Here is a 12,889-nt window from a genome sequence, read left to right on the forward strand (position 1 = left end):
CGCGAGCCGACGAGAGATGCTGGACGACGAGGACGACGCGCCGGAGGCGTTCGTTCGTTCGCTCGGATCGGGGCAAGATTATGCGCTCGTCATCGGGGTGAACCATTACCCCAAGCTTCGCTCTCTCCACGGAGCCGTCGCCGACGCGAAGGCATTTGCAGAATGGTTGGTCGAGCCCGACGGCGGCCGCCTTTCGCCGGAGAACGTGCGCACCGTCCTTTCGACGCTGGATCCGCTGTCGCCCATCGGGCACGAGATCAACGACGCGCTCGAAGATCTCCTCGAACGCGCGGCGGCGAGCGGCGGACGTCGCTTCTACTTCTACTTCGCCGGGCACGGGTGCGTGGGCGACAGGGCCGCCGATATCACCCTGTGCATGGCCAACTGGTCGGAGCTCCGGCGCCGCGCGGCGCTCAGCTCGGAAGCGTGGCTCGACGTCGTGGTCCGCTCGGGGGCGTTCGACGAAGTAGCGTTTTTCCTGGATTGTTGTCGAATCTGGGCGGTGCGGGCCGTGGGCCTGCCGCCGCACATCGATTTCGCACGACCGGTCGAGCGCGCGCGGGCGACGCGTGTCTTCGTGGCGTACGCGACGGAGCTCCAGCGACCAGCGCTGGAGGTCTCGACGGAAACGTCCGCCGAAGCGCGTGGCATTTTCACGCAGGTGCTCCTCGCCGGTCTACGTGGGGAGGCTGCGCGCGCGGGTGGGGTCGTGACGGCCGGATCGCTGAAGGACCATCTCGAAACCAGCGTCGCCGAGACCGCGAAGAGCAAACGGCTCGACCAGCGCGCGGAGGTCGTGAACGGCCTCGAAGCGGTGACGCGCTTCGGGTTCGCCATGCATCCGCCGAGGCTGAAGATCACCTTCATCGATGCATGGAAGTCGGACGTGTACGAGGTCGTGCTGCTCGGGCCCGGTGATGACGTCGTCATGCGCGGCGATCCGCGGCACGGTCCCTGGGAGCTCGATGTCCCGGCGGGCGATTACGAGCTACACGCCGGGAAGATCCGGACGTCCTTCCATTATGCGCGGGAAGGCGGGATCACGCCCGAGGTCCTTCATTTTGGAAAATGGAGCCGTAGATCCGCGCCGGGATCCTTCTCCCCTCGTGATCCATCGAGGTCCGTCCCGAGGTTGCGCTGGCCTCTCGAGGCTTGGTTGCCCGCGCACGCGACGCATCGGATCCGTTACGAGATCGCCGTCCGCGCAGCGTGGATCGAGCCCATTCCCATGATCACGGCGAGCGCAGTGGATACCAGCGACGCTCCGAGCATGCTGTTCGTCGTGTTGCTCGATGCGGACATGCCACCCTGGTCCGTGCGGCTCGGCATCGGATGGTCGATCCATGGGGAAAACGCGGCCGTCGAGTTTGATCGGGAAAACACGTGGGACGACGAGCGTGGCTGGTCCGTCTTCTCCGCGCGGCTCGTGCCGGGTACGTACATTCTGCGCTGGGCTGGAAAGCGCGACATCGTGATCCGCCTGTTCCCGGGGTTCACGACGCAGATCGTCGTCGACCACGCCACGTGGAAGCCGCGGTTCGAGTCCCCGCGCATGTTCCTGCTCCCCTTCGATCGGAGCGCGCATCATCCGCCTCCCTTCGATATCGCCAACGCGGTGGAGCAAGGGCTTGCTCTGCTCGCTTCTGCGCCCGGCGAGCCGCCGCCGCCTCTGGCCAAGGTGATGGCGGGAGAGTCGTTCGACGATCCCATGCTCGGCCTCCTGGGCGCCCACCTCTTGACCCGCGAAAAGACGCCCGATCCGGCGCGCATCGAGGCCATCGCGGACCACGTGGAGTTTTTGCTCGGGCCCTGCCCCGACGTCCATGCATTGCGATTACGCGCCGCGCTGCTCCGTGGGACGGACCTGCCTCGGGTGCCATGTTCCGAGCCGCCCCTCCTGCGCGAGGGTCTCCTCACCTTCGTCGAGGCGAGTCACCATCTCCCGGAGCTGATCCCGCCGGGCAGCCTTCTCGAACATGCGTGCGTGGAGCGTCTCGTCGATTCCTCCTTGTCGAGCTGGCCGACGCGACGTGATTCCGGAGCAAACGAAGACGATTGGCTCACCGCAGCCATTGCGGATGTGGTGGGCGAGCGCGAAGCGCTGCTCGACGAGCGGACCCTCGCAAAAGAGCTGGGCGTGCCCACGCTGGCCGTACGAGCGAGGCTTGCCGCGTCCAGGAGGGATGTCCCCGCCTCGAGACCGGAGGAGGATAGAGGACCGGTGGGAGGCGTCGCGGCGGCACGTCTTCGGGAGGCGGGCAAGCGCTGCTGGGCCGGCGATTACAAGGAGGCGCTCGTGCTCGCCGAAGCCATCCTCGCCACGGAGCCCGAAAACCTCACCGCGCGCCACTACGCCGAGATCTGCTGCGAGAAGCTGCAACGAACCACGTTCCTGGTTCCCCGACTCGTGGGATCGTCGGAGATCGCCGCCCGTCTGGGCATTGACGATCGTGCGGCTCGCGTCCTCGACGCCATCGATGGCGAGCTGCCCATCGAGGACGTCCTCGAAATCTCCGGACTCCTGCCACTCGACACACTCCGAATCATCCAGGAGCTCGTCATCGCGGGCGTGATCGAAATAATCCGCGTGGGATGAAATCGCTAAACACAAGCGATCCCCCCTTGCAATACGCTCCATAAATCGATACTTCCCACCTCCACTTCAGCCATCCACACCCTGGAGCGTGATGAGCTATCCCCGACATTCGCATCTCCACGCGGCACTTCGCCTCGGCGGCGCCGCCCTCGAATCGATGAGACGCTCGATTGGATTCGGGCTCTTGTTTGCCCCCGCGCTGCTCGCCGCGTGTGGCGAAGGAGGCTCGAACGACAACACGGGCGGGGGCGGCGCGGCCTCGTCCTCGACGATGGGGAGCGGCGGCGCCGGAGGCTCGTCCTCGTCCTCGTCCTCCACGTCGAGTGGCGGCGGCGGCCCCGCGCCCGATTGGGCCACGGAGCTGCCCGCGGGCGGCGGCTGGACCGAGCTCCCGGGCTCCGAGCCCTTCGCGGAGTGGGCCGCCGAAAACCTCATGCCCAAGTCCGGATACGTCGGCTCGGCGCCGATCGGCGCCGTGCGCGACGCGTACTGCAATCCGGTGTTCGATCACGCAGGCAAGGCCTTTTACCTCTTCGGCGGCGGCCACAGCGACGGCAGCATCAACGCCGTCTTCAAGCTCGACGCGGCGACCTTGAAGTACAGCATCGTCGTGCCGCCGACGCCGCCCTCCGCATATCCACCCGCCTACACCGCGCCGAACTCCCCCATCGTGTATCCCTCCGGCGCGACGAATGGATTTTTCCAGACCACGGCGACGCTCACGGATCCCGCCGACCTGCCCTACGCGGCGCCGTTCGCAGCGCCCCAAGCGAGCCATACCTACTCCGCCTTGAGTTTCGTCGACGGCAAGTTGATCCTGCACTACGGCCCCGTGCGCGAAGCCGACGTCGTGAGTGGCACGTGGACCTACCTCGACAAGGACACGTACGGGCCGCAGCTCGTCAAATTCAACCCCAATTACCACGAGCTCGTGCTCCAATCGGGCACGCGGACGGCCAACGATCCGGCGACCGGCAAGGCGTGGACGACGCTCGTCCCCGGCGATGCCGGCTTGAACTGGCGCAACTGCGTGCTCGAAATCGAGCCTACCACGCACAAGATCGAGAACGTGGTGAGCGCCAAGTGGGAGGTGCTCGGCGACTCCTCGATCGTGGTCGGTGGGCCGTACGTCTACATCTTCACGCCGACGAAATCGGGCGGCACCGCGACCACCACGCGCGGCTGGCGCATGGACAAGACGACACGCGCGGTCGAGCACGTGACGCTCACCGGTGATCTGCCGAGCTGGCCCGAATTCTCCCCGAAGCAGGAGGGCATTCCGGTCTTTTACGACGGGGCGAAGCTGAACTTCTGGAACTACAGCGTCGACGCGGATCGGGATGCGTTCTTCCGCGTTGATCTCGAGCCCAAGAGCGGCGCCGGCACCGAGGAGGACCCTTATGTGCTGTCGTCCACGCGAGAGGCGCGCGCGCCCTCGGGGATGCCTGCGCCCGCGCTGACGTACGACCTGACCTACATCTCGGAATGGGGCGTCGTGTTGTTCCTGCCGCAGGCCAGCTCCAAGCTCTGGGCCATCAAGCTCTGACGAGAGCTACGGCCACAAGGCACGCTCCCGGATCCGGCAACCCCTTCACCGGACCATTTCGTTCGTCACCCAATCGATGACGGAGCCATGCCGCGGGCTCCAGCCGAGCTCGCGGCGGGCCTTTTCGGAGCGGACGCGGCTGTTCGAGCCGAGCGCGAACACGGCGAGCTCGCGGCCCCACCGGGCGATCGCCTGCTCGGCGGGCCACGCCTCTGCCTCGCCCAGCCCGAGGGCCTTGCCGATCGCGCGGACGATGTCGCCGAAGGACGCCTCGCCGTTTTCGACGTAGTAAAAGCTCCCTGCCGGCGCCTTCTCCAGCGCGAGCAGATAAAGCTCGGTCATGTCGGCGATGTGGACGTTCGACCAGATGTTGAGCCCGCGGCCGATGTAGCGCGGGATTCCGCTCTCCTTCGCCTGGGCGACGAGCCGCGGGATCTGCACGCTCTCGGCGGGCGGGCCCAGCGTGTGGCCGTAGATCAGGCTGTTGCAGAGCACGACGGTCCGCACGCCGGGAGCGCCCTCGACGATGCGCTTGTTCAATGCGACGCGGTGCTCCTTGTCCGGCTCCGGCTCGAAGGGCGTATCCTCGGTGAAGATCGCGCTCGACGGTTCGCCCATGGCCTCGTCTCCGACGAGGCTCGTGCCGCTCGTGTGGAGGAACGGCTTGCCCGATCCGGCGAGCCCGGCGAGCAGGGCGACGGCGGCGCCCTCATGGTCGCTGTCGGCGGCATTGATGACGGCGTCGGCAGCCTTCGCCTCGGCGGTGAGCAACGTGGCGTCGTCGAGCGCGCCGAGGACGGGGTCGATGCCCTTCGCGCGGACGCCCTCGACCTTCGCATTCGAGCGGACGAGGCCGCGCACCACATGCCCCATGGAGGCGAGCCGCGCGGCGACCGAACCACCGATGTAGCCGCTCGCGCCGGTCACGAAGATCTTCATGCAACACTCCTTTCCTCGCAGGATGCTTTGTCGTCGGTCGGCGACCGTGCGTCGCGAGACGCCTGGACGATGCAAGCACGCCGGCCGTTTGACAATCCGCCCCGCGCGCGCATCACATGTGAATCCGTTTCACGAGGCAGAGGTCGAGATGGACAATCGCGTGGGCGAGATGCGGGTCTTCGTGCGGGTGGTGGAAGCCGGCAGTTTTTCGCAGGCGGCTCGTCACCTCGGGATGACGCCGTCGACGGTGAGCAAGCTGGTCGGCCGGATCGAGGAGCGGATGGGCGTGCGCCTCGTCGAGCGCTCGACACGGCGCTTGTCTTTGACCAACGAGGGCCAGCTCTACTTCGAGCGCAGCGGCGCGCTCCTCGGCGAGCTCGACGATCTGGAACGGGAGATCGCGCAGGGCGGCGCGCACGCGCGGGGGACGGTGCGCGTCAACGCGTCGGTCGCCTTCGGCGTACGTGGGCTTTTGCCGCTCTTGCCGGGGTTCTGGGAGGTGTATCCGGAGATCGTCGTCGATGTCTCGTTGTCGGACGAAATCGTCGACCTCTACCTCGATCGCACCGACGTTGCATTTCGTGTCGGCGCGCTCGGCGACTCGAACCTCGTCGCTCGAAAGGTCGGCACGGCGCGCCGCCGGATCGTCGCTTCGCCGGCTTATTTGAAGCGCCACGGCACGCCGCGGACCGTCGAGGATCTCGACCATCACAACTGCCTCGGCTTCAATTTTCGGCGATCTGTGCCCGTGTGGCCGCTCCGGCAGGGGGCTCGTGTCGTCGACCGGACGGTGCGCGGCAGCTTGCTCGCCAACAATGGCGAGACGGTGCGCACGATGGCCCTCGCGGGCGTCGGGCTGGCGCGCTTGGCGGACTTTCACGTCGATCCCGACATCGAGAGCGGCCGGCTCGTCGAAGTGCTGGCGGACGAAGAGCACAGCGCCGTCGAGGATGTACACGCGCTTCATCTCGGGGGCCCGCGCGTGCCCCAGCGCGTCCGCGTGTTTCTCGACCACATGGTCCCGCGCTTGCAATCGTTCATGGCTCGTGGCGCGGGTGATCACCTCCCGGCACCACACCGCGCCGTCCGCGGGCCGACGAAAGTTCCCTGAGGCTTTTCGGCTGATGATAGAGTGGCACACCTTCTTACGATGGAGGTTGTGCCATGAAATCGATGAGCCGTATTATCTTCACGTCGCTTCTCGTTCTCGCCGCCGCGTGCTCGGGGGGCGGCGGTGACGGCGGCTCCGCCGCGGGGGAGGCCGGCGGCGGAGGCGGAAGTGCCGGGAATGGCGGCGGCGGCCCGGGGAGCGGCGGATCCGGCGGCGGCGGCAGCGGGCTCGGCGGGCCATTTCGGCATGGGGTCAACGCCGGCCACCGCCACCCCACCTGGAGCGATCCGGAACTCGCGAAGCTCGCGCGTGAGGCCGGCGCCGACAGCCAGCGGATCTCCTTGCCCGAGCAGCATTTGACGACGTGGGGGTACGACATCGAGGTCGGCGACATCAAGCAATACGCCGAGCTCGGCATGTCGAACCACGTCGCCTTCTTGACGACCCCCACGGCCGAACATTCGACGGCGCCCGCGGGCACGCCGGACTGGCAGGTCGCCGAGTACATGCCGAAGAACCTGTATCAGCCCGTGTTCCTGCCGGACGGCAAGATCAACCCCGAGAACTACTGGGGCGAATATGTATACAAGACGGTGAGCACGTACAAGGATTGGGTGAAGGTGTGGGAGGTGTGGAACGAGCCCGATTGGGTCGCCGACTGGCAGGTGACGGTGGACTGGGACAAGAACCCGCCCACGAAGGAAGAGCTCCCGCGCTTTCATGGCTCGATCTTCGATTACGTGCGCATGCTGCGCGTGACGCGTGAGGCGGCGCTGAAAGCCGATCCTGACGCGAAGATCGCGCTCGGCGGGATCGGATACCCGAATTTCCTCTCGGCCGTGCTCCGCTACACGGACAACCCCGAGGGCGGCGCCGTGACCGCCGATTACCCCGAGAAGGGCGCGAAGTACTTCGACGTCCTCAGCTTCCATTATTATCCGGTCTTCTCGCCGGGCAGCTCGGACGTCGGCGTGAAGGGCTTCGTCGATTCGAAGAACGCTTTGGCGAAGGTCCTCGACGCCGCGGGCGTCGGCGGCAAGACGTGGATGGTGACCGAGACCGGGGCGCCGCACGAGCTCGTCGGCGCAGGCCCGGGCGGGGCGCAATACGCGGTCAACTACATCCTCAAGGTGATGACCACCGCGCAGGCCGAGGGGATCGACGGCGTCGATTGGTTCCTCCTGACCGACAGCGCGGATCCGGGCGCGAGCCAGAGCGCCTTCGATTACATGGGCCTGTATTATGATGTCCTGAAGCTCGGCACGCCGGCCGAGGCGAAGCGCACGGATACGGGCGTCGCGTACCAAACGCACGGGCAGCTCCTCGCGGGCGCCTCGTTCGATCCGGGCGCCACGGAGGCGCTCGCGCTGCCGGAATCGGTCGGCGGCGCGGCGTTCGAGCTCTCGAATGGGAAAGCGGCCTATGTCCTCTGGGCGAAGACGGGGGGCACCAGCGAGGACGCGAGCGCGATGTATTCGCTCGCCGTGGGCGGGCCGATCAAGGCGTACGCGTGGGACCATGGCAAGACCAGCACGGCCACGGATCTCGCGCCGGCGGGCGGGAGCGTTTCCCTCTCGCTCACGGGCACGCCGCAGATCTTCATCGAGCAGTAAATCTCCCGACGGCGCCGGGGCAGCAGCAAGCGGATTGGCTTGCTCGCCCCCTCCGCTCCTGCTTCAGCCCGTCGCCCCCTCGGTCGGCGTCTCTTGCTTCCCATTCCCCTTCCGCGCCGCCCGCGCCGCCGCCTCGGCGCGTAGCCTCGCCATGGCATCCAGCAGCGGGGCGAGCAGCGCCTTCCCTTCCAGGATCCGCGCCAGATCGGACCGCTTTGCTCGACTCGCGACATAACGCCGCAGCCGCACCATCACCTCCACCCATTCCGTCTCGGCGTCGCGCCCGGCGCCGACGTGCGCGCGCTTCTCCGTCCGCGCCTTCGCGACCTCGGCGAGCAAGGCATCACTCTTGAAAATCGCCGCCTCCCACCGATCGAGCCATGTAGCAGGCAGCTCGATCGCCACGAGCGTCGCCGCGTGCTCGGGCGACCGGAGCGTGATCAAGGCTTCCCGACAGATACGATTCTCGTCGGCGATCGGGTCGTCCACGTGGGCGAGCCCCTCCGGAAAGGCCGCCTGGTGCAGCGCTGCCGCGCTCTGGGCATGGATGCTCGCGCGGCGCCGCGACTCCACGTGGATGTACCCCTCGATATGGCGGTACCACGTATCGACCGCGTCGTCCGCGGCTTCGAGCTGCGCGAGCCGCGCCGCGCGCTCGGCTTGGGCGAGCACGTTCCCCGTGACGTGCGCTTCGAGCGCTTCGGTGATGTCCGCGCATTCGGAGATGTAGGCGTCGAGCGCGGGCTCCGGGGGCCCCTTGGCGGCGCGGGCCTCGAGGTTCGTGGTGATCTTCTTGGCGATGTCGCGCTTCTCGGCGCGCGGAATCTGCTCCAGCTTGGCCATGGCCCCTCGTGTCCCCCCCGGAGTGTCGTGAAGCGACGCTACCAGCAGGCTCCGCAAGGAGCAATACATACCGTTGGGATGTGAACGGTCGGAAACGTGCCGGCGGGGTGCTCCCTTGGGGAGGAGGACGGGGGAAACGTTCCTGACGGCTTCCTAGCCTGGGGAGGAGGATGCGGGGAACGTTCCTGGCTCGTTGCTCCCTTGGGGAGGAGGATGGAGGGAACGTTCCTGATGGCTTCCTAGCCTGGGGAGGAGGTCGGGGGGAACGTTCCTGACGGCTTCCCAGCTTTGGGAGGAGGACGGGGGGAACGTTCCTGACGGCTTCCCAGCGTGGGGAGGAGGTCGGGGGGAACGTTTCTGACGGCTTCCCAGCCTGGGGAGGAGGTCGGGGGGAACGTTCCTGACGGCTTCCCAGCCTGGGGAGGAGAACGAGGGGAACGTCCCGCGGTCCCTCCTCCCCGCGCGAGGAGCTCCGAGGGACCGTTCCCCATTGCTTTCGGACGTGCCGACGAGCGCCCAGGGAACGATCCGAGCTCCGTCCCCCATGCGCGACGGCATTCCCGTCGGAAAGAGTCGCGGTCAGAGCGCGGCTTCGATCGCCTGCACGACCTCGGGCGACTCGGGCGTCACCCGCGGAGAGAAGCGCGCGAGCACCGCGCCATCCCGACCGACGAGGAACTTCTCGAAGTTCCACGTGACATCCGAGCCGCCGCCCGCCTTGCTGCCGATGAGCCACTGGTAAAGCGGGCTACGCTCGGCGCCGTTCACATCCTGCTTGGCGAGCAGCGGAAAGTCGACGCCGTACGTCGTGGAGCAGAACTGCGCGATCTCCGTGGCCGTCCCCGGCTCCTGCCCGAGGAACTGGTTGCAAGGCGCGCCCACCACGAGGAAGCCACGATCGCGGTAACGCTCCTGCAGCTTCACCAGCCCCTCGTACTGCGGCGTGAGGCCGCAACGGCTGGCGACATTGACGAAAAGCACGACCTTGCCCGACAGCTCTTCGAGCGGCAGCGCCGCCCCGTCGAGCCGCTGGAGCGAGAGCTCCTGCAGGGAGGTGGGCCCACCCTCGGGGGCCTTGCCGTACACCGCGCGATTCACGACGCCGACCAGTTTGTTGAGCATGGCGATCGCAATACCCGAGGACGGGTCGCGACGCCAGGGGCTGAGCATTGGTGTCGTCTGAAGCCGATGCGCTGGGGCGTTGCCCCAGGCCCCAGCAGGGGCTGTCCGCCCCTGCACCCGGACCAGCGCAAGCGCTGGACCCGGGGTCGATGAACTGCGCGATGCGCAGTTCATCGAACAGGCCGAGTCAAGACCAGCGACGGCCCTGCCAACCGAGACCGGCCCGTTGGAAGAACTGCGCATCGCGCAGTTCTTCCACAAAAGGTCCAGCGCTTGCGCTGGTTCGGGTCGAGGGGCGAACAGCCCCCGCGGGGTCCGGGGCGGCGCCCCGGCGCGGCGGCTTGCTGCTTGGCAGGAAATCGCCTCGTGAGCCCGTGGATCCCTGAGCGAATCCCGGGATACGTTGATCCCGAGAGCCACCATGCGCCTTCCTCTGCCCTACCTCCTCGCGCCGTCCCTCGCCTCCCTCCTGCTCCTCGGCTGCGGCGAGCCCACGCCGGCGTCCCCTGCGCTGGGCTCGGCCCGCGCGGCCCTCGAGACTGTCATCGGCCCCGAGATCGGGTTTGGCGAGCCCCTGCCCGGCTTCGCGGCCGAGATGCAAATGCGCGCGGCGGTGGCCTTCGGCGACGGCGCGTACTTCGCGGTCTGGCAGGACCATCGCAATGGCCGGGAACGCATCTTCGGCTCGCGCGTGATGCCCGATGGCACCCTCGTCGATCCGTATGGCCTCCACCTCGCCGATGGCCGCTCGCCCTCGATCACCTACGATGGGACGAATTTTCTGCTCGCGTATGAGGGCAGCACCGTGGAAATTTCCGGCATTGCTCCTTCGAGCGTGCGCCTGATGCGTATAGGCCCGACAGGCACGGTGCTCGATCCCGGCGGGATCCTCGTGGCCGAGGATGACCATGTCCGGGCGAGGGTCGCCTCCAATGGCAATGGCTCCCTCGTCGTCTGGGACAAGACCTGCCCGTTCTCGAACTGCGAGGTCCGCGCTGCGCGTGTCGCCGTCGACGGCACGGTGCTCGATCCTGGAGGGTTTCTCGTGGCGCCTGCCGAGGACGCCCCCGACTATGCGCGCCCCGCCGTGGCCACGGACGGCACGGATTGGCTCGTGGTCTGGAAGGATGGTGAGATTCGCGGCCGCCGTTATTCCGCGTCCGGCGCCCCGCTCGATCCCTCGCACCTCGTCCTCGTCGCCGAACCGCAGGCCGACAATGCCGTGCTCGTCCACGACGGCGCCGCGTACGTGCTCGGCTGGGGCCGTTCCAGCGGCGTGTATGCCACGCGGATCTCGTCCTCGGGCGTGAAGCTCGACCCGAACCCGATCCAGGTGTCGAGCCTCGTGACGTATCCCTCGGGCCTCGTCGGCTCCCACGACGGCGTGAACACGGTCTTCGCGTGGGCCGATTACAGCCCGGGTGACTCCGCCACGCTACAGACTGCGCGCCTCTCTCCGGCCGGGACCCCGCTCGCTCCTGCGCCGGGCGCCTCGATCGGCCCGGACGTCGACGGGTTCGCCCTGGCCAGCGCGAGTGTGGGATCCCTCGTCCTCTGGACGCAGCAGAGCCACAGCTTCAACGACGTCAACAGCGGAGACATCATCGGCACCCGCCTCGACACGTCCGGCAAAGCGCTCGACGAGCCGCGCCTCGTGGTCTCGCAGAGCGCCGATCAGCAATTCCAGCCCTCGGTGGCGTTCGACGGCACGAACCACGTCGTCGTGTGGACCGACGATCGCGATTTCGAGCAAGGCACCCAGTGGTACGACATCCGCGCCGCGCGGCTGTCGCCGGAAGGAGCCGTGCTCGATCCCGAGAGCATTGCGGTGTTCGCGGGCAGCGGGGTCCAGATAGAGCCGCGCGCGTTTTTCGACGGGAAGAACACGCTCGTCGTGTGGGGGGCCGACCTGGCGTATCCTCCGTACAACTATCCGATCGCGGCGCGCGCGGCGCGCTTGAGCCCGGGCGGCCAGGTCCTCGATTCCACGCCGATCGATCTGCCGGAATACAGTGACGCGGCCTCGGACGGCGCGGGCCTGATGTTCGTGGGCGCGAGCGGGGGAATGCTCCACGCGTTCCGCGTAGGCCAGGACGGCATAGTCTCCCCGTGGATCGATCTGTCCGCGGCTCCGGCCGAATGGCTCGGCGGTACCCCTGCCCTGTCGTTCGACGGGACGAACTTCCTCGTGACCTGGTCTTCCAGCACCGGCATTCGCGCCGGCCGCCTGACCCCCGCGGGAGAGCCGCTCGATCCGGGCGGTTTTCCGGTGGCGCCCGCCGCGCCGGCGGCGCAGATGGTCCAGCCTGACGTCGTCTTCACGGGAACACACCACGTCGTCGTGTGGCAGGAGGTCGTGGCGGAGCGGCGGGTGCATCTGCGCGCCGCGCGCGTGACGTCCGACGGAGTGGCCCTCGACCCGCAGGGGCTCTCGATCGCCGAGGATCTCCCGCGCGGCGATTGCGACGACGCGGTGCTGTACCACGGCTACGTCGAGGGCACGTGCCCCTCGCTCGTCGCCGTGGGGCCCCGCGCGCTCCTTGCGTACCGGGTCCTCACGGCGCCCACGGATCCGGCCGCGCTCGATCTCGTGGCGAGGACGATCGAGGCCGACGGCACGGTGACGCCGATCGTCCCGCTCTCGGCCGAACCCACGTGGGTCGAGGGCGCGCCCGTGATGGCGGGGGAGAGCGCGAACAAGGCCCTCGTGGTGTATACGCGGTTCGTCCCGGGAGAGCCGTTCGGCGTGCAGCGCGTGTTCGGGCGATTCGTGGAGCCGGACGGCGCGGGCGGGAGCGGAGGCGCAGGCGGAAGCGGGAGCGGAAGCGGCGGCGCAGGCGGGAGCGGAGGCGCAGGCGGAAGCGGAGGCGCAGGCGGCGGCGGAAGCGGGAGCGGAAGCGGCGGCGCAGGCGGAGGCGGCGGCGGAAGCGGGAGCGAAAGCGGATGCACCTGCCACCTCGGCGCCTCGTCCTCGTCTCCCGGGGCCCTCGTCCTGCTCGGCCTCGTCTCGCTCGTCGCATCCGGACGTCGACGCCGGGGGCCTCGGAATCGAGTCCCATGTGCCGGTCGCGTACCCAGGACGACGCCAACGTCCCGGTCGGTGTGATCAGCTTGCCCTG

General features: G+C 68.1%; 8 protein-coding genes. 5 read left to right on the top strand and 3 right to left on the bottom strand.

Features of this window, described 5'->3' with window-relative positions; all coding sequences use genetic code 11:
* The first annotated feature begins 16 nt into the window (after nucleotides 1-16).
* Together QHF84_RS21315 and QHF84_RS21320 are read left to right on the top strand one after the other, a co-directional pair.
* Nucleotides 17-2,596 carry a caspase family protein gene (locus tag QHF84_RS21315; RefSeq protein ID WP_281315188.1) on the top strand — a complete coding sequence of 860 codons (2,580 nt, stop codon included), beginning with the start codon at nucleotides 17-19 and terminating at the stop codon, nucleotides 2,594-2,596.
* A 157-nt stretch (nucleotides 2,597-2,753) separates the two neighbouring features.
* Nucleotides 2,754-4,142, top strand: coding sequence for a hypothetical protein (locus QHF84_RS21320; RefSeq protein ID WP_281315189.1), 1,389 nt, complete (start codon nucleotides 2,754-2,756; stop codon nucleotides 4,140-4,142).
* A 45-nt stretch (nucleotides 4,143-4,187) separates the two neighbouring features.
* Here QHF84_RS21320 and QHF84_RS21325 read toward each other — a convergent pair whose 3' ends face one another.
* Nucleotides 4,188-5,081, bottom strand: coding sequence for an NAD-dependent epimerase/dehydratase family protein (locus QHF84_RS21325; protein ID WP_281315190.1), 894 nt, complete (start codon nucleotides 5,079-5,081; stop codon nucleotides 4,188-4,190).
* A gap of 148 nt (nucleotides 5,082-5,229) precedes the next feature.
* On the opposite strand from QHF84_RS21325, the gene QHF84_RS21330 reads away from it, so the two are divergent.
* Nucleotides 5,230-6,192, top strand: a complete 963-nt coding sequence (locus QHF84_RS21330; RefSeq protein WP_281315191.1) for a LysR family transcriptional regulator — start codon at nucleotides 5,230-5,232, stop codon at nucleotides 6,190-6,192.
* Between the two features lie 53 nt (nucleotides 6,193-6,245).
* The gene (locus tag QHF84_RS21335; protein WP_281315192.1) at nucleotides 6,246-7,805 is read left to right on the top strand and encodes a hypothetical protein; all 1,560 of its coding nucleotides are present in this window, start codon (nucleotides 6,246-6,248) and stop codon (nucleotides 7,803-7,805) included.
* 63 nt (nucleotides 7,806-7,868) lie between these two features.
* Here the strand turns inward: QHF84_RS21335 and QHF84_RS21340 are convergent, their stop codons facing one another.
* Together QHF84_RS21340 and QHF84_RS21345 are read right to left on the bottom strand one after the other, a co-directional pair.
* On the bottom strand, nucleotides 7,869-8,648 hold the full coding sequence (locus tag QHF84_RS21340; protein ID WP_281315193.1) for a hypothetical protein: 780 nt from the start codon (nucleotides 8,646-8,648) through the stop codon (nucleotides 7,869-7,871).
* Nucleotides 8,649-9,227: 579 nt separating this feature from the next.
* Complete coding sequence (locus QHF84_RS21345) at nucleotides 9,228-9,770, bottom strand: glutathione peroxidase (protein WP_281315194.1); 543 nt, start codon at nucleotides 9,768-9,770, stop codon at nucleotides 9,228-9,230.
* Between the two features lie 421 nt (nucleotides 9,771-10,191).
* Here QHF84_RS21345 and QHF84_RS21350 point away from each other — a divergent pair, with 421 nt between their 5' ends.
* A complete protein-coding gene (locus QHF84_RS21350; RefSeq protein ID WP_281315195.1) occupies nucleotides 10,192-12,876 on the top strand; it encodes a hypothetical protein in 2,685 nt (894 codons plus the stop codon).
* Nucleotides 12,877-12,889: the final 13 nt, after the last annotated feature.

This window comes from Polyangium sp. y55x31 (assembly GCF_029946505.1).
Taxonomy (GTDB): Bacteria; Myxococcota_A; Polyangia; order Polyangiales; family Polyangiaceae; genus Polyangium.

What these genes read in the sequence shown, in the direction of transcription:
- QHF84_RS21315 (WP_281315188.1), top strand. Translation starts at nt 17, where the DNA reads ATGCTGGACGACGAGGACGACGCGCCGGAGGCGTTCGTTCGTTCGCTC.
- QHF84_RS21320 (WP_281315189.1), top strand. Translation starts at nt 2,754, where the DNA reads ATGAGACGCTCGATTGGATTCGGGCTCTTGTTTGCCCCCGCGCTGCTC.
- QHF84_RS21325 (WP_281315190.1), bottom strand. Translation starts at nt 5,081, where the DNA reads ATGAAGATCTTCGTGACCGGCGCGAGCGGCTACATCGGTGGTTCGGTC.
- QHF84_RS21330 (WP_281315191.1), top strand. Translation starts at nt 5,230, where the DNA reads ATGGACAATCGCGTGGGCGAGATGCGGGTCTTCGTGCGGGTGGTGGAA.
- QHF84_RS21335 (WP_281315192.1), top strand. Translation starts at nt 6,246, where the DNA reads ATGAAATCGATGAGCCGTATTATCTTCACGTCGCTTCTCGTTCTCGCC.
- QHF84_RS21340 (WP_281315193.1), bottom strand. Translation starts at nt 8,648, where the DNA reads ATGGCCAAGCTGGAGCAGATTCCGCGCGCCGAGAAGCGCGACATCGCC.
- QHF84_RS21345 (WP_281315194.1), bottom strand. Translation starts at nt 9,770, where the DNA reads ATGCTCAACAAACTGGTCGGCGTCGTGAATCGCGCGGTGTACGGCAAG.
- QHF84_RS21350 (WP_281315195.1), top strand. Translation starts at nt 10,192, where the DNA reads ATGCGCCTTCCTCTGCCCTACCTCCTCGCGCCGTCCCTCGCCTCCCTC.